Genomic DNA, 19,713 nt, shown 5'->3' with positions numbered 1-19,713 from the left:
GATGGGAAAGTATGCTTTTCATCGATTTCGGCTGGGCCATAAAGCAGCGCAGCAACGCGCCGGTCAACGCGACAACGTTAATCCTGCGGCACAGCCCTTGGCTTGCGGTTGTTGTCGATCGCGACGTATGTCAGCACCGCTTCGGTCACTTTGATGCAGATTTCCTCACCGCCTTCACGCACACCGCGTTGCGCATAAACGGTCACGTCGACGGTAATCGAAGTACGCCCGATCTTGACGATGTCGGCATAAAAACTGACCAGATCGCCGACAAACACCGGGTGCTTGAATACAAAGGAATTAACCGCGACAGTCGCAACCCGTCCACGCGCGCGGCGGATAGCCGGGATGCTGCCCGCCATATCGACCTGCGACATGATCCAGCCGCCGAAAATATCCCCGGCATAATTGGTATTCGCTGGCATCGGCACTGTGCGCAATACCGGTTGCCCTTCCGGCAAGTGAACTTGAAGTGATGGTTCGCCCGGCATATTAGTCATAGCAGATGAGCGCTCAACGGATAGTGATCAAAGAAAGCTTCTGTCATCCAAGAATACAATGATCTTTCCGTTTGAACCAGAATTTCTTTTCCACCGCCGGTTCCGCATCGCCGGATTGGCCATTCCGTCTAAAACACGGGAAAATAGCGCGATTGAATTATTTGGTCTGTTTGAATTATGGAATCCTTGTTTGATGCCGCAGCCCGCTGCCTTGCAGCCGGTGAAATCGAAACAAAACTGTATTTGACCCGGCAAACCGCGCAGGCATGGCGGGATGATCTGTTAACGCTGCAATCCCGCAGCAAGCCTGAACCGGTTGAAGAACCTGGTCGCCCGATGAAGCCAGTGCTAGTCGCGCCGGTTGATGTGCCGAAACGCCGTTTGAACACAAAAGAAGGGTTAGCGGCTTTGATTCATGCGATCACGCACATCGAGTTCAACGCCATCAATCTGGCGTGGGATGCGGTGTATCGTTTTCGTGATCTACCGCAAGCGTTTTATCACGACTGGATTACCGTAGCGGTTGAGGAAGCCTACCATTTCCAATTGCTGCGTGGACGCCTGAACGAACTCGGTTGCGATTACGGCGATTTTCCGGCGCATAACAGTTTGTGGGACATGGCGGCGCGCACGGCTTTCGATCCGTTGGTGCGCATGGCGCTGGTGCCACGGGTATTGGAAGCTAGGGGATTAGATGTAACGCCGGGTATAATCGCGCGGTTGCGTCAGGCCGGTGACGAAAAAACCGTTGCCGTGCTGGAGATCATTTTGCGCGACGAAATCGGGCATGTCGCCATCGGATCGCACTGGTTCAAGTACTTATGCCAGCGGCGCGGACTGGATTCCGAACAGACATTTCATACATTGGCCGGGCAATACTTTAGCGGACAAGTGTTGGGCCCGTTCCACTACGAAGCAAGACAGCAAGCGGGCTTTTCCGTGGCGGAACTCAAAGCGTTGGAACAGATGGGGAGCGCCAAAGCGCAGGGTGGAAATACGGCGCGGTGAATTACAACCGTTGAGAAGTGTTCAACGGTCAGAAATCATGTCCGCCGTTCAAAGCGGTAAAACGCGAGCATACCGCGCAGATTCGGCAGAAAATTAACCGGGCGGTAATGATTGCTCATCACTTTGCGTTCCAGAATGCGTGCGTCGCATTGCTGGCACAGTTCTTCAAAATCACCCAAGGTGCAAAGATGAATATTGGGTGTGTTGTACCAGCGGTACGGTAGCGTTTCCGACACCGGCATACGGCCGGAAATGACTTGCATGCGGTTTTTCCAGTTACCAAAATTGGGAAAGGACACGATGCCTTCCTTGCCGACGCGCAGCATTTCCTGGATGATCGCTTCGGTATGCCGCGTCGCCTGCAAGGTCTGCGACAGGATGACATAATCGAACGAATCCGATGCAAAGCTCGATAACCCGGTTTCCAAATCATTCTGGATCACGTTAATACCGTTACGGAAACACTTCAGCAGATTGGTTTCGTCGATTTCCACGCCGTAGCCGAACACATTGCGCGTATCACGCAAATAACGCAGCAACGAACCGTCGCCGCAACCCAAATCGAGTATTTTCGCGCCGGGTTTAATCCATTCGGCGATGGCGGCAAAATCCGGACGTAATGCAAGGGTGGAAGGTGCTGGTGGGGTATCAGTCATGATTTTACTCAGATCGCAATATTGTCCATATACGCCCGTACCAGCTGGTGATAACAGGACGGTTCCATCAGAAACGAGTCGTGGCCATGGCTGGAGCTGATTTCCGCATAACTGACGTTCAGTTCGTTATCCAACAGCGCTTTGACAATTTCCTGGGAACGCTGCGGCGAGAAACGCCAATCCGAGGTAAACGAAACCACCAGAAAATTCGCCTTGGCCGCGCGGAATGCCGCGCTCAGATCGCCACCGTACGCCGCGGCGGGATCGAAGTAATCGAGCGCCTTGGTCATCAACAGATAGCTGTTGGCATCGAACAAATCGGCAAATTTGTCGCCTTGATAGCGCAAATACGATTCGATTTCGAATTCCACGTCGAAACCGAAAGAAAGCTCATCCTTGCGCAAACTGCGGCCGAACTTCGCCGCCATCGAATCATCCGAAAGATAAGTGATATGCCCCAGCATGCGCGCCAGCCGCAAACCGCGGCGCGGCAAGGTGTCGTAGGCATAGAAATTACCGCCGTAAAATTCCTGGTCGGTCATGATCGCCTGGCGGGCCACATCGTTAAATGCGATATTCTGCGCGGTCAACTTGGGCGCGGCTGCGATCACCAGCGCATGACGCACTCTTTCCGGATAATCGAGCGTCCACTGCATCGCCTGCATACCGCCCAAGCTGCCGCCAACGATGGCGGCAAATTGTTCGATACCTAAATGCTCGGCCAATTGTGCTTGCGCCTCGACCCAGTCTTCCACCGTCACCACCGGAAAACTCGCGCCATATTGCTTACCGGTACGCGGATCGATACTGGCCGGGCCGGTAGAACCATGACAGCCACCCAAATTATTCACACCAATGACAAAAAAACGATCGGTGTCGATCGGCTTGCCGGGACCCACCATATTGTCCCACCAGCCGACGCTCTTTTCATTTCCGGCATACACACCGGCCACATGATGATTACCGGAAAGCGCATGGCAAATCAAGATCGCATTGGAATGCGCGGCATTCAATTGGCCGTAGGTCTCGTACACCAAGTGATAGCTTTCCAGCGACAATCCGCTTTTCAACTGCAACGGCTTGTCGATTTGCACGTACTGCGGTGTTACCACACCGACTGATTTTGATTCTTGCATGTATAGTAGCTTAGGAAAATCCCGAAGAAACGGCTGAATATCAGGCAGTCATTATATCGCCAAAAAAAGAGGCACACACCATGATTCAACCCAACAGCGCGTTTTAATCATTCAACTTGGCCATCAATGCAGCGATTTTTTCCGGTTGGTCGGCTTTGATGATTTTTTGCGCTAACGGAATGATATCAGGCAAATTGCTCTTCAAGATCTGGTTCTTCACCGTCAGCAATTGCGCCGGATACATGGAAAACTGCTGCAACCCTAGGCCCAGCAGCAGCCGTGTGAACTGCTTGTCACCCGCCATTTCCCCGCAAATCGATACCGGCACTTTGGCGCGATTGGCGCTCTGAATGACATGCGAAACCAGCCATAAAATCGCCGGATGAAACGGATCGTACAGATGCGCCACGGTATCGTCGATGCGGTCGACCGCCAGGGTGTATTGAATCAGATCGTTGGTGCCGATCGATAGAAAATCCAGTTTGCGCATGAAAATATCCAGGCTCAACGCCGCTGCCGGAATCTCGATCATGCCCCCGACTTTGATGTGTTCGTCGAAATCAATTTTGTCATCGCGCAATGCCTGTTTGGCATATTCGATATGAACCAGGGTTTGATCGATTTCCGCGACATTGGACAGCATCGGCACCAGGATACGCACATCACCGTACTTGGAAGCGCGCAAAATCGCACGCAACTGCGTATGAAACATTTTCGGTTCCGCCAGACTCAGGCGGATCGCGCGCAGGCCCAGCGCCGGGTTGGCCGCTACTTGTTCGCTGCCTTTAAGGTTCTTGTCCGCGCCCAGATCAAAAGTGCGGATAGTGACCGGCTGTTTGTGCATTTTGACCGCAACCGTGCGGTACGCTTCAAATTGTTCATCCTCGCCGGGCAAATCATCGCGGTTCAGAAATAGAAATTCGCTGCGGAACAAGCCGATACCGGTGGCCCCGCTTTCTTTAACCTGCGCGATATCTTCCGGCAGCTCGATGTTGGCGTACAAATCGATCAGCGTGCCATCCAGCGTCATCGCCGCAATACTCTTGATACGTTGCAGTTTCTTTCTTTCCAGCTCGAGCTGGCTTTGCCGCAAGCGGTATTCATCCAGCACGTATTTATCCGGATTGACGATGACGATGCCCTGCGTGCCGTCGACAATCAGGCAATCATTCTCCAGAATCAGCTGATGCGCGTGATGCAATGCCACAATCGAAGGGATATTGAGGCTGCGCGCCACAATCGCGGTATGCGATGTCTGGCTGCCCAGATCGGTCAGGAAAGCGGTGAATTGGTGCTGCTTGTATTGCATCACGTCGGCGGGACTCAGATCATGCGCCACCAGAATGCTGTCGCCAGTTAAGCGCGATGCCACCGGCAAATAACCGGGATGCCCCAGCATCGCCTTGAGCACACGCTCGACTACCTGGATGACATCGGCTTTGCGCTCACGCAAATAGGCATCTTCGATTTCCTCGAACTGCTCCAATAACACTTGCATCTGCTGCGTCAGCGCCCATTCCGCGTTGCACAGCGTGTGCGTAATCATGTTGCGGGTGGCGTCCGACAAGGTCGGATCGTCCAGAATCATCAAATGCAGATCGAGAAACGCACTGAACTCAGCGCGCGCATGCCCGTCGGCAACCGCTTTCTGCAGCGCCTCAAATTCTTTACGCACCACTGCAAAAGCGCTATCCAGCCGGGCAATCTCCTTGTCCACCTGATGCTTGGGAATCAGGTAATGCATCACCTCCAATGCAGCCGGAGCAGCCAGATGCGCGTGCCCGATGGCAATGCCTTCCGATACGCCCGAACCCTGCAATATAAAGCTCATTCGCCCTCGCCAAAATAATCTTCAACCAACGCAACCAGCGCCGCCATCGCATCTATTTCGTCATCGCCGCTGGTTTCCAGCTGGATAAGCGAGCCTTTATTAGCCGCAAGCGTCATCACCCCCATGATGCTTTTCGCATTTACACGGCGGTTATTGCGCGTCGCCCAGACTTCGCACTTGAATTGACTGGCCAGTTTGGTCAGTTTGGCGGAAGCACGCGCGTGCAATCCGAGTTTATTGATAATTTCGACTTCTTTAATTTGCATGACAAGGTTCCGCATCAATTTGTATCACACCGCGTTGACCGCCGCTCAAGCCTTTTTCGATCACGGCCGCAAGCGGCTCATGGCGGTAGGTCAGCACCCGCACCAGCATCGGCAGATTGGCGCCGCTCAAACATTCCACCCTGCCCGGCCGCACCAGGCGGCTGGCAATATTGCACGGCGTCGCGCCAAACATATCGTTCAATATCAAAACACCATCGCCGCTGTCCAGCTGCTGAATCAACTCACGCGCCTGGATTAGCACCGCATCGGGATCATCTTGAATAAAAACGCCCAGGTGCAGTAGTTGCGGCGGTTTCATACCGACGACGTGGCTCGCGCAACGAATCAAATGCTCGCCTAAATCTTCATGTGTAAGAACTAAAATCCCGATCATTCTGTTTGTTATATTGTTATCCGGTTAATACGCGCTAATTCCGGATTTTAGCATTGACAGTGCCTTAATATGCCGTGTTACCGGAATGATCATGAAAATATTTACGACTGATGATATCCAACCATTTGAGGGCTTAATACGTTATATTTATTTACGTTATATCTTTTCCTGTGAATTAATACACTGTAAATTACATCAAAGCCCCTGATGCAGTAATTGACATGAGCGGATGATTGCATGGTTTAAGCTGAAGCACGTCACTATTTGAACGGATTGGTGAGAAGATGAAAAAAAATGACCGGATCCTGGCTTTGCGTAAAGCGGCTGAAGCAATGGCACGCGGTGATTTCGCACCGGATATTCCCATCGGGGACGACGACATCGGCAACCTGGGCAAGTCTCTCAAAGAGTTATCCGCTTACCTGCAAAAACAATCGGAAAGAAGCCAGTCGCTGTACAAAATCATGGTTGAATGCAACTTCAATTTGCAGTTGATCGATGTGCTGAACCATATTTATGAATCTTTCCAGACGCATTTGCCTTACGACCGGATCAGTCTGGCTTTGTTGGAGAGCGACAGAAACAAACTGAAACTGCATTGGTCGCGTGCAAGCTATGACAAGCCGGAATTGATCTCCGGTTTATCTATTCCCATGACGGATCGCAGCTTACATACGCTCATCGATCTCAATGAAATGCTGATCATCGATGATTTGAACACCCATTTGCAAAGGTATGCGGAATCCAGGCTGGCACAAGCCATTTTTAAGGAAGGTATCCGCTCCTGCCTGATTTGTCCGTTGATTGCAGACGGAAAGCCCATTGGCTTTCTTTTCTTTTCCTGCCGCAAAAAAAACGCCTATAAAAACCTGCATAAGGACTTATCGCTGCAAATCGCCAGTCAACTGGCCGTGATCATCGAGAAAACCCAGCTTTACAAAGGCATTAAGCTCAACAAACAACTCATCGCGCAGAAGAAATCATTGGAACAGCGTGTCACGCACGATGCATTAACCGGCTTGCTCAACCGTCCCGCCATCTTCGACATCCTGCACAAGCAGATTCTGCGCGCCAAGCGCGGCGGGTTTGGCATCGCGGTGATCATGATCGATATCGATCACTTCAAAAACATCAACGACACCTGCGGCCATCCCGCCGGGGACGCGGTGTTATGCGAAATCGCCAATCGTTTGACGCAATCGGCCCGTTCGCACGAATACATCGGGCGCTATGGCGGCGAGGAGTTTCTGGCGATCATTTCACCGTTTAGCCAGGAAGGCGCGGTAAAAGCCGCGGAACGATTCCGCAAAGCCATCGCCAGCGAGGAAATCAACACCAACCAGACATTGATTCCGGTAACCATCAGCCTGGGCGTGGCTATCGCTACCGGTGAAGAATCACTGGATGAACATTTGCTGCTGCAACGGGCCGATGACGCGCTTTACCAAGCCAAGCACAAAGGCCGTAACCGGGTTGAAGTGGCCAGAACGGATCGTTGAAAGAAACTCCCTGAATCCGGCTGTAGATCACATTCTTGTTTGCACCCCAACTAGCACCTTCACCAGCCGGACCATCATCACCACAACAAACAACGTTTGCACGGCTCCCGGCAGATTAACGCTCGCTACTTGTTAGATTCAACCGGCCACTGCGCATCCCGGTAAGACAAAGCGAGATCAACCGGTTGCGGTTGGTGACACCGGTTTTTGCAAAAATGGCTTTCAGATGCGACTTGACCGTTTCCGGACTCACGGCCAAACGCAATGCAATCTGCTTGTTGCTTAACCCTTGAACCAGCAAATTGATGACTTTCTGTTCGCATTCGGTAAAAACAACATCGCCTGACTGCAAACTGGTAGATTGATTCCGCTGGCCACTGAAAAAACTCAGTATCCGGCTCACGAGTTGACGGGGAAACCAATACTCCCCTTTATGCACCGCATGTACCGCCTTCAAAAAAAATTCCTGGCTAACTCCGGTCAACAGGAGTCCCGATACGCGAAATTCAACAATAGCCTGGACCAAATCGGGCAGAACGTTATCGTACAACAAGATTATCTTCACATCCGACGGGCTTCTTCTGATGGCGCGCAACTGCTCGATGACAATGGCTTCGGGTAAAGCGGTATCGATCAGGATTACATTGGAACCGGAATCCTCCAATTCCTCGTAGTGTTCTTTAAATTGATCGGGCTTGTACGAAAGAACGCTGATAACGGGCACGTTCTCCGCGTAGTTCTGCAACTGGCCCGTTAAATCCTCTCGCCCGGAAACAATCCATAGACAAAAAGGAGCACTCCATTGCGCAGACGGCCCGTCTGCGTCAAATCGCCTGGCTACTGACTCAATGGACAAACCGGAAGCCGGATCACGCTGCATGAGCACATCACGCCGTTCATGCCGACGCCGGTTATAGCGCGCCTGTCCGCGCAGAACCGTCAAATTGCGTCTGTCCTCCTGCTGGCGGCGCTCGTCCCGGCGCCGTTCGGAATTGACAGTAGCGGAAGCCGCCTGATCTCCTTGCTCTTTTTTTGCACGCTGAAGGAGAATGGATGGTTTCAATCTTAAGTACATCGTTGATCTGCGCTCAAATTATTGATCATGGCCATATGCAGCATCTTTTTTATTTCATAACACGCATTGCATGCGATTAAACCATTGGCTTGAATCATTTTCCTTATCGCCTTACCGGTTGGAAGATCTCAAACTTTTTTGACCGATGATCAATGTAACTGAATTAATTTTTAATAAATAGATGTCATTTATCATTCAATCGATAGTCATTTTTGGTTGCCCAGGAAATAAACTGTCCCGCTGATGTAAGATATCTTGAAATCATCGTGCCAGAAAACTAGCGATTTTGCCAAATCGGGTATAAAAGCCGCAACCGGGTTGCAGCCGCACACTCTGGCACGAATCCCCTGCTGGCAGCGTATAATATGCGACCAAAGACAAATCCATCCATTTAATCGATTACTTACTTTCGCAAACCAGAACATGACCCAGGAAAATCAATCAGCCGTTCCTCAGGATGAAAACCAAATTATTGCCGAGCGCCGCGCCAAATTGGCCGAATTGCGGCAGGCGGGCAATGCTTTCCCGAACACTTTCCGGCGCGAACATCTATCGGCGGATCTGCACCGGCAATACGATGATTTAACTAAGGAGCAACTGGAAGAATCGCCGGTTGCGGTCAAAGTGGCGGGGCGGATGATGTTGAAGCGCGTCATGGGCAAGGCCAGTTTCGCCACCATCCAGGATATGAGCGGCCGGATTCAACTGTACATTTCGGACGATCTCACCGGCGCAGACGTGCATTCGGCGTTCAAGCACCATGACTTGGGTGACATTTTTGGCGCACAGGGCACGTTGTTCAAAACCAAAACCAATGAACTGTCGATCCGTGTCACGGATTTGCAGTTGCTGACCAAATCGCTGCGTCCGCTGCCGGAAAAATTTCACGGCTTGGCCGATCAGGAACAAAAATACCGTCAGCGCTATCTGGATTTGATCACCAATGAAGATGCGCGCAAGGTGTTCACGGCGCGCTCGAAAATTATTCAGGCCATGCGCGAATTTTTCGTGGCGCGCGGCTACCTGGAAGTCGAAACGCCGATGATGCATCCGATTCCCGGCGGCGCCACGGCACGGCCGTTTTCCACGCATCACAACGCGCTCGATATGGCGCTGTACTTGCGCATCGCACCGGAACTTTACCTAAAGCGGCTGGTGGTCGGCGGCATGGAAAAAGTATTTGAAATCAACCGCAACTTCCGCAACGAAGGCATTTCCACCCGGCATAACCCGGAATTCACCATGGTGGAGTTCTATGAAGCGTATCAAGACTTTACCTATCTGATGGACTTCACCGAGAAAATGCTGGCGGAAATTGCGCACAAAGTGCTGGGTACGACCGAAGTCACGTATCAGGGCAAAACCATGGATTTGGCGAAACCGTTTGCCCGGCTCACCATCACCGCAGCCATCCGGAAATTCCACCCGGAATACACCGACGCGCAACTGAATGACCGCGATTTTCTGATCAACAAACTGCAAGCACTCGGCATTCATCACAACCCGAACGACGGCATCGGCGGCTTGCAACTTTCATTGTTCGACGAAACCACCGAGCATTTGCTGTTTGAGCCGACATTTATCGTCGATTATCCAGCGGAAGTATCCCCTTTGGCGCGGCGCAACGACAACAACACCGCAATCACCGACCGTTTTGAGCTGTACATCGCCGGACGCGAAATCGCCAACGGATTCTCGGAATTGAACGACCCGGAAGACCAAGCAGCGCGCTTTCTGGAACAAGCCAAAGCCAAGGACGCCGGGGATAACGAAGCCATGCACTACGATGCGGATTACATCCGCGCTTTGGAATACGGCTTACCACCGACCGCCGGTGAAGGCATCGGCATCGACCGGCTGGTCATGCTGCTGACCGATAGCCCGAGTATCCGCGACGTGATTTTGTTTCCGCAGTTGCGGCGGGAGGATTAGGGAAAGGCTGAATAATTCGCCGATGGCCATGAAATGCACCTTTTATGGATGAGTGATGACCAGACACACGCACCACTTTAGTGAGTGCCGTTATACGTAAAATGATTTTCATACTCGATAGAAATACGGCAGCAAATTTATATTTGAATTTATTAGTACCATGGGAAACGGTCTATCGGGATATACCCGAGAAAGGCGGTTTTGATATACGGAGTAAGGAATTTACTGCTTATAAACGTGACAACAAATTTGAGATAAAACCATTAAATACTAAATCAGAATCTGATAAAGAGATAAATGAAAATTTATCCTTTGGCTCTGAGGCGAGACAATTAGCAATATTCCAAATAGGCAACAACAGTAGAGCCAGAAGCCTATTCAAACATCTTAGGAATTCTGTGGCACACGCACACGTAGAAAGGCTCAAAATAAAAAACAAATGGTTTCTTATATTTTCAGCAAAAAGTGACGACAAATATGTGCTAAAAGCGCAAATTCAGGAATCAAAACTTAGAGATTTCATTGCAGCACTTAAATCTACAGCAAAAAACATATAACAATGTGCTCGTTTGGCAATTCAGCAAGTAGCCTGGATAAAGCTTGCGCCATCCAGGATAAATTTCTCAAACATTAATACTGGAATCCAATTCGTCTTTCAATGATTAACTGCCTATTAATGAAGGTTTCGGAGAGTTTATTATGCCCGATAAGATGAAATGGATTCTGGAAAATATCAAGACATTGTCGTCCCAAGAAAAAGCGACGCTCGCGCATTGCCTGATTTCAAGTTTGGATGATGCCAACGAGGAGCATGTCGATGAGGCTTGGATTCAAATCGCAGAACGCCGGTTCGCGCAACTTGAATCCGGTGCGGTGGAACCGGTTAGCTGGGAAGAAATCAAGTTGAAATTGAAACGCGAGTTGTGACAAACGTTTACTTTCATCCTGAAGTTGCGCGCGATATACGTGAATCGGTCGTCTGGTATGAATCGCAGGCAAAAGGGTTAGGCGGTGATTTCATCAATGAGCTTGAAAGCGCTTATGCTGCCATCGCCGAGCTTCCCGGTGTATGGCCTCAGTTCGGAAATGGATTCCGGCGTTATATCCTTACCCGCTTCCCATTTGCGGTAATTTACAGGCAATCAAAAGAAAAAATCTATGTGGTTGCCGTGATGCATCAAAGCAGAAAACCCGGTTACTGGCTCAATCGAATTGCAGAATAAATCAAGCACGGTAGGTTGTGGGTTGCCGAAGAAAGCCCAACATCAAACTGCACAAGAGTGTTATGCAGCAGAATAATCCCAGCCGGGAAAAACCAGCACTGCTGGGTGGCACTTGAGGGCTTTTGCCAATATTTTGGTGCGTTCAATTCCCAAGTTGATTTTGTCATGTTCGATGGCGGAGAGGGTTGATTGCGGAATGCCGGTAAGGTCAGCCAATTCATTCTGATTTAATCCTTGGAGTTCGCGGATAATTTTTACCGACTCGCCGACTGTCACGTCGCATGTTTTTTTGGCCAATTGATATTCGTCCATTATTTTCTCCGGTAATCGTGCGGTTAAATTTGTTCAACGAGAACATAAACTTCATTGTTGTTGATTTGATAAATAACCCGATACTGCTGGTTTAACCTTGAAGAATGGTAGCCACTCCATTCTTTGGTATTTTTCGTTCCTTCCCCAATTTCAGTCAATCCCAGAGGACACATTTATACCATTCCGAGACGGTTCAATCCCCCAATAAGAATCAAATCTACGTCCATCGAGTCTGTGCATTTCCTTACGGCTCGGTGAGCCGATGTATCGTCAGCGCGGCTCGCTGCTCTATCAGTGCGATAATCTGCTCAACCAAGGGGTTTTCAGCGAATCCAAGTTCTTTTTGCGATTGAAGCTGGCGGGCAGTTTTCGGTAGGATCTGCGCCAGTTCCAGAATGCGCTTACGGGTTTGGGCCCGGCCCAATCCGGCGCTTTCGGCGAACTGGTCCCAATGATGGGCCTGCACCTCACTGAATTTGTATTTGCTGCCGATTTTCATCGCCATCTTGGGCGTGAGATTCTCGTATATCGCCGTCGACAGAGTGTCGTACAGCGGCGCCAGTACCGGAAACTCGCCGGTGTAGAGTAAGGAGAAATTCTTGGCATGTGCGTCATGATTGCCGATCAAGGCGTTGAACACCACGTAATCGAGCAGACGCAGCACCTGCGGTGCGCTAGGCCGGGTAGCATGGCGCAACAGGCTGAAGCACGCGGCAAGATCGGGGCCTCCTTCGTTTTGGTATTTCATCTCGGGCACCACGCCCAGTGCTTGACAGAAATCCTCCTGATGCAGGCGTGCTACTCGGCTTTGCGTATCGGTTTGCCGGTCATAACGCGCCACCAGCAGAAAGCGGCGGCTGGCGTCGGCGCGGATCTGCGCTTGAGCGGCTTCAGGATATGGGTACTGGGTTGCCCTCCTTGTGTCAGACCAATGCGCTGTCCGTCAAAAACAACCGGCAGCTTGTCCTGCACACCGGCCAATGATAGCCGCAAGTCATCCTTGCCTGCCATCATCGGGCAGCGGGGCAATTCATCAAGGATGGCGATCAGTTCATCATCGTTCAGCCACTGAACGCAGTCATCCCCGGGCGGTGCAGGAGGTGTTCCAGGCGGCAGAAACGTAATGGCTCCGGCACACTCTCCACCGATGTGATCGAGCAAGGCAAAGTCGTTCTGACCCGATACCTGGAACTGCTGTGCGATCAAGCGGCGCAGATGACCTTCGGGGAGCAGACCGGCAAAGAATGGGCGCGTGTGGATGTCATCGAATGCATCCAATTGCAAGGGGAGAGAGCAAGACAACGCGACAGCTCCCGGACGATTGAGCCAGTTTTCGCGGTAGCGGAAACTGAGCCGCCCCTCCTGCAGCGACAAGGTGCCGACGTGATCGGTGAACAGCCAGACCTCCAGTTCATGTGCCATCGCTGTCTATCTTCATCACCGCGGATTGTTGTTCCGGCAGGCCCGCAAGAACGATCTCACCGCCTAAGGCGTCGATAACCCGCAGAACCTGCTCAAGTCTCAACGTGGGCTTTCCCGCTTCGAGATCAACCATAAAACGCAGCCCGACACCGGCTGCCAAAGCCAGTTGAGATTGCGTCAGGCCAAGCTGCTTGCGTGCTGCACGCAGAGCGAGTCCGAGCGATTGAGTGCTGTGGATGCGGATCATGAATTTCGCATTGCCTATTTTTCCCGTTCGGGAAATTATGAAACAAAGCGCACATCTGAGCAAGTTAATTTTCCTGAACGGGAAAAATTATGCTTCAACTTATCTTACTCGAGAAAATATTCCCTATCGGGAATGTTTGCGCATCCATTGCGCAGAATGCGGTGGTTAGTTGTTTAGTCCCATCGCGCACCTTTGGTCCGTTTGCAAAACTAAGCACTTAGCGGCTCACCTGAAATTTTCGCATCGGCTGCGATCAGGTAAGCAAGCACGGTAGATACTCTCGCTTACTGCAAATGATTCTTGAGAAATCATTTGTTTCCATACGAAAAAACATATGGCCATCAAAAGACTCTTAACAACCGGACAAAGCGGTTTTCCTATACCGCCCGTGCATTCATGCTAATAAAAGCCCCGTAAAAGTAAGTTCATTATTTTCCTGCCTGAGGGAACCCTTTCCCTTTAGCCGTGCCAATACTTATAGAATAAGCCTTTCGAACCATGGCGGCAGTTCATTTCTCAGTATTCAAGATTTTTTAATCCAATTATCAGTTGACTCGATTCTGTAATATCCGCTTTTATATGATTGTGCTATTGGTCTTATCGAGTTTCCACGCGGTTGCGCAAGAAACTTCCGATTTGCCCGGTAAGTCGGCTATCGTCTCCTTATCGGCGCCGCAGCCGGTACAAGAATTACTCGATAAATATATTCAATTACCTACAGAGTCATTCGCCAGCGAGTTTGATGAAAACATTTTTGTGCATCGCTTACAAAAAGAAATCAAAGAAATCATGGCGACTGAAGGTTACTTCAATGCCATGATCTCCGTGACAAAACCGGCGCCAGAACAATCAATCGAGATCAAAATCGATCCTGGCGAATTGACCCGCGTAGGTTCGGTTAACCTTGAATTTGCGGGCGATATCGCCAATGGCGATGAAGATCACCACAAGCGCATCGAGCAGCTTCGCGCTGTGTGGCCGTTAAAGACCGGATTGCCCTTCCGCTCCGCCGATTGGGAACAGGCAAAATCCGCTTTGATTGATAGCATCACCCAACAAGCATTCGCCGCCGCCGTCATCACGGGCAGCCAGGCCAGCGTCGATCCGGGCGCAGCGCGCGCTGACCTTACCGTCACTATCGATTCCGGGCCGGTTTTCTATCTTGGAGAAACTCAAGTTTCCGGCCTGGAACGTTACGATGCATCACTGATCACGCGGCTTGCGCCTTTCAAGCCAGGCGATATTTATCAACGCGATTTGCTGCATCAGTATCAACTCGCATTGCAGAAAAAACCGCAATTCAGCACGGTTTCAGTCAGTATCGCGCCCGATATCGCCCAACACCGGTCGGTACCGGTTAAAGTCATGCTGACGGAAGCGCAGGCACAACGCTTTGCTTTCGGTGTGGGTTACAGTTCCAACAATGGCGCACGCGGTGAAGTCAATTACCATCATCATAATTTACTGGACCGTGCCTGGAATCTCACCAGTTTGCTGCGTCTCGAGCAAAAACGGCAAACGTTTCTCGCGGGAATCGACACCCTGCCCGATCAAAACCAGATCAATTATTCGCTCGGCGCCAGCCTGCAGATGACCGATATTCAAGGCCTGCAAACCGTCGGCCAGAAAGTCGGTATTTCACGCAATTACCAGACACCAACCATGTTCATGCAATTCGGCTTGAATTGGCAGCGTGAACATAAAAAACCCGACGGTGCGATCAATCAGATCAACGAAGCGCTGGTGCTGGATTGGCGCTGGCGGCGGCAGATTGTCGACGATCCGGTCAATATCCGGCGCGGCCACAGCACCGAAGTGCGCATCGGCGGCGGCAGTCAGCAATTGCTGTCGGATCAGGATTTTATCCGCACTTATGCCCGGCATCAGAGCTGGTGGCCGGTGGGATCGCGCGACGTTTTCTTCCTGCGCGCGGAAGCCGGTTATACCCTGGCATCGTCACGTTTCGGCATTCCGCAGGAATACTTGTTTCGCGCCGGTGGTATTCAATCGCTGCGCGGTTACGATTTCAAAGGCATCGGTGTCCACGAAGGCAATGCCATCGTCGGCGGCCGGGTGATGGCGACCGGGACCGCCGAGTATACCCATTGGCTGACCCAACAATGGGGCGCGGCGGCGTTTGCCGACATTGGCAGCGCGGCCGACCGCTGGCAAGACATGCAGATGTTTCTCGCCTACGGCGCCGGTGTCCGCTGGCGCAGCCCAGCGGGACCGCTCGCGCTCGATCTGGCGCGGGGTCACGAAACCGGTTCGCTACGCGTGCATTTCTCAATGGCCGTCGCTTTCTGACCGGCTGAGGATCGTTTATGTCCGAGCAACACACCGTAAACCCGTCTTCCTCGAAAACCGCCCGGCGTTATCGCACGTTGGTTGGCAGTTTGTTGCTTTGGCTGGTGTTAACGGTAATTGCCGGTTATTGGTTGTTGTATAGCTCATCCGGATTGCAATCGACAGCCGCCGCTGTTAACCGTTGGAGCGGCGGCACGGTTCAGTTGACCGGTGTTTATGGCACACTGCAAGACCTGCACATTGAACATATTCATTTCAGCAACTATGAACTGGCACTGACGCTAAGAAATCTCCACATGCACTGGAATCCCGGGCAATTGTTGCAGCGGCGGATCAGTGTCAACCGGCTGGCGTTGGAGTCGATTTGGATCAATCAGCATACGACTGAGACCACGCCCGCAGCTCCGCAACCGCCGGACAGTTTGCTGCTACCGTTCGGATTATCGATTGCGGAATTGACTGCCGGTTCAATTCATCTGAATGCGGCAACCCAGGAGAATGCTGCGCCGGTCATATCCAATTTAGTACTGGCATTGGACAGCGACGGCAAGCATCACCGGCTCACGCAGCTGAATTTCACAACACCTTGGGCGACTGTCGAATCGCAGGCGGAGCTCGCGGGCAACGCGCCGTATGCCTTATCCGCCCGTATCGGCATCACCGCTGACGGTTCATGGGGCGGCATCGACACAACCGTTACCGGGAATCTGGAACAGCTCACGATTCAATCCGCCAGCAAGCCGCCTGCCGCCAATATGACACTGCAAGCACAAGTGCAGCCGTTTGCCGCGAATCCGCTAACGCAGTTAGACGCTATGCTGGAACAGTGGAATCCGGCCGATTTTCTGGCCAATGCGCCGCAAGCAAAACTGTCTCTGTCGTCACAGTTGATGCAAAACAAGGCCGGACAATTGGCCGGTCACATCAACATCGAAAATCATGCGCCCGCGCCGTTCGATCAAAACGGTATTCCGCTGTCCGCCATTGATACTCGCGTGCAATTTTCCCCGCAATCGCTGACGCTACCGGATGTGCATGCGCAATCCGGAAAGGATGGGGTTGTACGCGGAGCATTGGCTTGGGACTGGAGCAAGCACATCCTCACCGCGGACTTAGCGGTCGAGCGGCTCGATCCGCAACAGCTCGACAGCCGCCTGCAAACCGCCGCAGTTTCCGGCAAGATCGAGCTCAGCGGCGGTACGGAAAAGCAATCTGCCCGCATCGATCTGCGCGACCGGTCGTTGCGTTTGACTGCCAACATTGCCCGCACACCGGAACAACTCGTGCTCGAGCAGTTCATTGTGCAACGCAACCGGTCGCGATTGGCCGGTCAAGGCAAATTGCAGTTGACGGGGGATCAGTCGTTTGAATTGTCGGGCGAGTTGATTGATTTCAACAGCGCGGATTTTATTCAAGCGGTCGACTCCAGCCTGAACGCCACCTTGCAGTTATCCGGCCAACGATTACCGGCGGTTACCGGTACTTTGAAATACGCTATGCAAAAAAGCCGCCTGGCGAAATCACCGGTCAGCGGCTCGGGAGAGATCGCATTCACCGGCGCGGGGCGCTTCAGCGGCAAGGCTGAATTGCTGGCGGGCTCAAACCGGCTGCTTGCGCAGGGCCGCCTGGACGGTGAACGGCACGACGTTCAATTGACGGTCAATGCCCCCGCATTGGCACAGCTGGGTTTGGGCGTGTCGGGCGATTTGCAGACGCAGCTTAGTTTCCGCGGCACTCTAAAAACACCGGATCTCGACTGGAAATTGACCAGCAAACATCTCGAATTACCCGGTAAACAACAATTCTCGGGCCTATCCGCCAGCGCGCGGTGGCAGCAAGATGACACCATTGCGCTGAACGTGGCAGCCGATACCTATCGCGCGCATGAGCAAGCAACGATCAGGCAGTTGATCGGCACCCTCGACGGTAAAACCGGGCACCACCACCTCATAGTCAATGCCGCTATCAACCGGGATAGCGGGGTACGATTGGCGGCAAACGGCGGTTTGAGCAAGGCAAAACCGGGGCAGCCGCCGCGCTGGCAAGGCCAACTGACCGGATTGTCTGCTACCGGTGACATGCCGTTTCGCCTGCTGGCACCGGCCACACTCGCGGCCAGCACAACATCGTTTTTGTTACATGATGCCGGGTTTTCGCTTTCCGGCGGATCGGTCCGCATCGAGCAATTGCACTGGACTCCGGACAGTTTGAAAACCAGCGGTGATTTCACCGGCATTGGGCTGCTGCCCGGCGCACCGGTGCGCGCAAAAGAAGCTCCGTTACAATTGGGCGGCCGCTGGTATCTCGATAACGCCACGCAGCTGAGCGGCGAATTGCACATCCAGCGCGAACGCGGCGACTGGTATTTGCCCGGAGACATACCGCAGCCATTGGGATTGCAACAATTACTGCTGCAAGCAACCGCACGGCAGGGAAAACTATCCGGACAATTCACGCTGAATAGCGAAACACTGGGCAGCGTTCGAGCGGAAGCGGCGATGCCGCTGCAACCCACGAAAGCACTGTGGCCCATGGTCAAGGAATCGCCGTTGCAGGGGAATATCCAAGCCAGCATCGCCAGCTTGAAGTGGCTCAATGCGTTCGGTGACAATCTCCACGCCGATGGCGAATTGCACATTCAAGCTGGAGTCCGGGGTACGCTGCAGCAACCCGATATCAGCGGCACGGTGTCCGGCGCAAATTTACGCCTGGCCTTACTGGAACAGGGCATTCGCCTGCAGCAAGGCACCCTGACTGCGCATTTTCAGCAAGCGGATCTGCACATCGACCGGCTGCACTTCGCCAGTCCTCATGGGCCGCCACCGGATAATCGCTTGTTCGGCAATCTGGCGCTGCAAGATACGGCGGGCTCCCTGACTGTCAGCGGCAAGGCCGGATTAACCGGCGGCCCAAGCCACCTCGATTTCTCCATCGAGAAACTGCCGCTGGCGCATAAAACCGATTACTGGATTGTCTCTTCCGGCAGCGGCACCGTCCGTTTACAGCAAAACCGCCTCAGCGTTGCCGGCGATTTACGGGCCGACGCCGGTTTGATCATGCAGCCGCCGGAAGATCGCCCGTCTTTGCCGGACGATGTCGTTCTGGTCAATACCTCAGCACCGCAACGTGCGCAGAAACTGGCGCTGGATCTTGCGATGAACTTTAATCTGGGGGAAAAATTCCATATCCGCGCCGCGGGTCTGGAAGGCCGCCTGGCTGGCCAGCTGCAAGTCCGCAACGACAACAATCAGCAACTCAAGCTCACCGGTGTGATCGCTGCGCAGGACACTGCATTCAAAGCATACGGGCAGAATTTGACGGTCAAACGCGGCATCGTCAGTTTCCAGGGGCCGCTCGATGATCCCAATCTGAGCGTACTAGCGGTGCGGGAGGGGCTGGCAGTCGAGGCCGGTGTCGAAATCGACGGATCGGTACGCCACCCGCGGGTAAGATTGGTATCGACACCGGAGGTACCCGATCTCGAAAAACTGTCCTGGATCGTACTGGGTAGAAAACCCGACGCCAGCGGCCTCGATACCTCGGTACTGCTGTCAGCCGCCGGATCGATACTCGGCGGTCAATCCGGCAGCGGTATTACCGATCGAATCACCCAAGCGCTCGGTGTGGACGAGATCACTTTCAAGCAAGCAAGCATCGGCAGTTCATTGACCGGGCAGATCGGCGTGATTGGCAAGCGCATTTCATCGCGCGCTTATTTGACTTATGAGCGGGGCCTAACAGCAACCACGGTTGGTATCGCTAAGCTGAATTACAGTCTGACACCGAGAATTACCATCGTCACGCAAGCCGGTGAGGATAGTGCGGTCGATCTGTTTTATTCCATGCAATTTGATTGAATCGTAACGAAAACTCAGCAGAGCAATGGGCGATTCACACGGATTAAC

19 protein-coding genes are annotated in these 19,713 nt (G+C 52.5%); 8 read left to right on the top strand and 11 right to left on the bottom strand.

Annotation, left to right across the window (positions count from 1 at the left end; genetic code table 11):
- Positions 1-77: 77 nt before the first annotated feature.
- Positions 78-500: an acyl-CoA thioesterase gene (locus tag R2083_RS02050; RefSeq protein ID WP_317529893.1), complete on the bottom strand. Its 423-nt coding sequence runs from the start codon at positions 498-500 to the stop codon at positions 78-80.
- Between the two features lie 177 nt (positions 501-677).
- Here R2083_RS02050 and R2083_RS02045 point away from each other — a divergent pair, with 177 nt between their 5' ends.
- The gene (locus R2083_RS02045) at positions 678-1,508 is read left to right on the top strand and encodes a ferritin-like domain-containing protein (RefSeq protein ID WP_317529892.1); all 831 of its coding nucleotides are present in this window, start codon (positions 678-680) and stop codon (positions 1,506-1,508) included.
- A 35-nt stretch (positions 1,509-1,543) separates the two neighbouring features.
- Here R2083_RS02045 and metW read toward each other — a convergent pair whose 3' ends face one another.
- The 5 genes from metW to R2083_RS02020 form a co-directional block, all read right to left on the bottom strand.
- A complete protein-coding gene (gene metW / locus R2083_RS02040; protein ID WP_317529891.1) occupies positions 1,544-2,164 on the bottom strand; it encodes a methionine biosynthesis protein MetW in 621 nt (206 codons plus the stop codon).
- Between the two features lie 8 nt (positions 2,165-2,172).
- Entirely contained in the window at positions 2,173-3,300 is a 1,128-nt protein-coding gene (locus tag R2083_RS02035) for a homoserine O-succinyltransferase MetX (protein WP_317529890.1), read from the bottom strand.
- A gap of 103 nt (positions 3,301-3,403) precedes the next feature.
- Positions 3,404-5,131: a phosphoenolpyruvate--protein phosphotransferase gene (ptsP, locus tag R2083_RS02030; RefSeq protein WP_317537334.1), complete on the bottom strand. Its 1,728-nt coding sequence runs from the start codon at positions 5,129-5,131 to the stop codon at positions 3,404-3,406.
- Positions 5,128-5,397: an HPr family phosphocarrier protein gene (locus R2083_RS02025; RefSeq protein WP_317529888.1), complete on the bottom strand. Its 270-nt coding sequence runs from the start codon at positions 5,395-5,397 to the stop codon at positions 5,128-5,130. Before R2083_RS02025 ends, ptsP begins: the two co-directional genes overlap by 4 nt.
- Positions 5,387-5,791 (bottom strand): PTS sugar transporter subunit IIA, encoded by a 405-nt coding sequence (locus R2083_RS02020; RefSeq protein WP_317537333.1) that lies wholly within the window; start codon positions 5,789-5,791, stop codon positions 5,387-5,389. The genes R2083_RS02025 and R2083_RS02020 overlap by 11 nt, the downstream gene beginning before the upstream one ends.
- 284 nt (positions 5,792-6,075) lie before the next feature.
- On the opposite strand from R2083_RS02020, the gene R2083_RS02015 reads away from it, so the two are divergent.
- Positions 6,076-7,290, top strand: coding sequence for a diguanylate cyclase (locus R2083_RS02015; RefSeq protein ID WP_317529886.1), 1,215 nt, complete (start codon positions 6,076-6,078; stop codon positions 7,288-7,290).
- 115 nt (positions 7,291-7,405) lie between these two features.
- On the opposite strand, the gene R2083_RS02010 is transcribed toward R2083_RS02015, so the two are convergent.
- Positions 7,406-8,365, bottom strand: coding sequence for a response regulator transcription factor (locus R2083_RS02010; RefSeq protein WP_317537332.1), 960 nt, complete (start codon positions 8,363-8,365; stop codon positions 7,406-7,408).
- Between the two features lie 423 nt (positions 8,366-8,788).
- Here R2083_RS02010 and lysS point away from each other — a divergent pair, with 423 nt between their 5' ends.
- The 4 genes from lysS to R2083_RS01990 all read left to right on the top strand — a co-directional run bounded on the left by lysS (position 8,789) and on the right by R2083_RS01990 (position 11,520).
- Positions 8,789-10,297, top strand: a complete 1,509-nt coding sequence (gene lysS, locus R2083_RS02005; RefSeq protein ID WP_317537331.1) for a lysine--tRNA ligase — start codon at positions 8,789-8,791, stop codon at positions 10,295-10,297.
- Between the two features lie 101 nt (positions 10,298-10,398).
- On the top strand, positions 10,399-10,854 hold the full coding sequence (locus R2083_RS02000; RefSeq protein ID WP_317537330.1) for a HEPN family nuclease: 456 nt from the start codon (positions 10,399-10,401) through the stop codon (positions 10,852-10,854).
- A gap of 142 nt (positions 10,855-10,996) precedes the next feature.
- A complete protein-coding gene (locus R2083_RS01995; protein ID WP_317537329.1) occupies positions 10,997-11,224 on the top strand; it encodes an addiction module protein in 228 nt (75 codons plus the stop codon).
- Positions 11,221-11,520: a type II toxin-antitoxin system RelE/ParE family toxin gene (locus tag R2083_RS01990; protein WP_317537328.1), complete on the top strand. Its 300-nt coding sequence runs from the start codon at positions 11,221-11,223 to the stop codon at positions 11,518-11,520. Before R2083_RS01995 ends, R2083_RS01990 begins: the two co-directional genes overlap by 4 nt.
- Positions 11,521-11,580: 60 nt before the next feature.
- Here R2083_RS01990 and R2083_RS01985 read toward each other — a convergent pair whose 3' ends face one another.
- The 4 genes from R2083_RS01985 to R2083_RS01970 form a co-directional block, all read right to left on the bottom strand.
- Entirely contained in the window at positions 11,581-11,832 is a 252-nt protein-coding gene (locus R2083_RS01985; RefSeq protein WP_317529880.1) for a helix-turn-helix transcriptional regulator, read from the bottom strand.
- Between the two features lie 244 nt (positions 11,833-12,076).
- Positions 12,077-12,673: a HipA domain-containing protein gene (locus R2083_RS01980; RefSeq protein ID WP_317537327.1), complete on the bottom strand. Its 597-nt coding sequence runs from the start codon at positions 12,671-12,673 to the stop codon at positions 12,077-12,079.
- Complete coding sequence (locus R2083_RS01975; protein WP_317537326.1) at positions 12,631-13,254, bottom strand: HipA N-terminal domain-containing protein; 624 nt, start codon at positions 13,252-13,254, stop codon at positions 12,631-12,633. The genes R2083_RS01980 and R2083_RS01975 overlap by 43 nt, the downstream gene beginning before the upstream one ends.
- Positions 13,244-13,564: a helix-turn-helix transcriptional regulator gene (locus R2083_RS01970; RefSeq protein ID WP_317529878.1), complete on the bottom strand. Its 321-nt coding sequence runs from the start codon at positions 13,562-13,564 to the stop codon at positions 13,244-13,246. The genes R2083_RS01975 and R2083_RS01970 overlap by 11 nt, the downstream gene beginning before the upstream one ends.
- A gap of 516 nt (positions 13,565-14,080) precedes the next feature.
- Between R2083_RS01970 and R2083_RS01965 the strand changes: the two genes are divergently transcribed.
- Positions 14,081-15,808 carry an autotransporter assembly complex family protein gene (locus tag R2083_RS01965; protein WP_317537325.1) on the top strand — a complete coding sequence of 576 codons (1,728 nt, stop codon included), beginning with the start codon at positions 14,081-14,083 and terminating at the stop codon, positions 15,806-15,808.
- Between the two features lie 17 nt (positions 15,809-15,825).
- Positions 15,826-19,665 (top strand): translocation/assembly module TamB domain-containing protein, encoded by a 3,840-nt coding sequence (locus R2083_RS01960; protein WP_317537324.1) that lies wholly within the window; start codon positions 15,826-15,828, stop codon positions 19,663-19,665.
- Positions 19,666-19,713: the final 48 nt, after the last annotated feature.

Origin of the sequence: Nitrosomonas sp. Is35, from assembly GCF_033063295.1 — a bacterium.
Classification (GTDB): domain Bacteria; phylum Pseudomonadota; class Gammaproteobacteria; order Burkholderiales; family Nitrosomonadaceae; genus Nitrosomonas.
Note: the sequence above shows the minus strand (reverse complement) of the source record. Positions and strands in the feature narration are given on the sequence as shown.

Coding starts and splice junctions, on each gene's coding strand:
- R2083_RS01960 (WP_317537324.1), top strand. CDS start 15,826: ATGTCCGAGCAACACACCGTAAACCCGTCTTCCTCGAAAACCGCCCGG.
- R2083_RS02010 (WP_317537332.1), bottom strand. CDS start 8,365: ATGTACTTAAGATTGAAACCATCCATTCTCCTTCAGCGTGCAAAAAAA.
- R2083_RS02025 (WP_317529888.1), bottom strand. CDS start 5,397: ATGCAAATTAAAGAAGTCGAAATTATCAATAAACTCGGATTGCACGCG.
- ptsP (WP_317537334.1), bottom strand. CDS start 5,131: ATGAGCTTTATATTGCAGGGTTCGGGCGTATCGGAAGGCATTGCCATC.
- R2083_RS02020 (WP_317537333.1), bottom strand. CDS start 5,791: ATGATCGGGATTTTAGTTCTTACACATGAAGATTTAGGCGAGCATTTG.
- R2083_RS02000 (WP_317537330.1), top strand. CDS start 10,399: ATGATTTTCATACTCGATAGAAATACGGCAGCAAATTTATATTTGAAT.
- R2083_RS02035 (WP_317529890.1), bottom strand. CDS start 3,300: ATGCAAGAATCAAAATCAGTCGGTGTGGTAACACCGCAGTACGTGCAA.
- R2083_RS02015 (WP_317529886.1), top strand. CDS start 6,076: ATGAAAAAAAATGACCGGATCCTGGCTTTGCGTAAAGCGGCTGAAGCA.
- R2083_RS01985 (WP_317529880.1), bottom strand. CDS start 11,832: ATGGACGAATATCAATTGGCCAAAAAAACATGCGACGTGACAGTCGGC.
- R2083_RS01965 (WP_317537325.1), top strand. CDS start 14,081: ATGATTGTGCTATTGGTCTTATCGAGTTTCCACGCGGTTGCGCAAGAA.
- metW (WP_317529891.1), bottom strand. CDS start 2,164: ATGACTGATACCCCACCAGCACCTTCCACCCTTGCATTACGTCCGGAT.
- R2083_RS02050 (WP_317529893.1), bottom strand. CDS start 500: ATGACTAATATGCCGGGCGAACCATCACTTCAAGTTCACTTGCCGGAA.
- R2083_RS02045 (WP_317529892.1), top strand. CDS start 678: ATGGAATCCTTGTTTGATGCCGCAGCCCGCTGCCTTGCAGCCGGTGAA.
- R2083_RS01995 (WP_317537329.1), top strand. CDS start 10,997: ATGCCCGATAAGATGAAATGGATTCTGGAAAATATCAAGACATTGTCG.
- R2083_RS01975 (WP_317537326.1), bottom strand. CDS start 13,254: ATGGCACATGAACTGGAGGTCTGGCTGTTCACCGATCACGTCGGCACC.
- lysS (WP_317537331.1), top strand. CDS start 8,789: ATGACCCAGGAAAATCAATCAGCCGTTCCTCAGGATGAAAACCAAATT.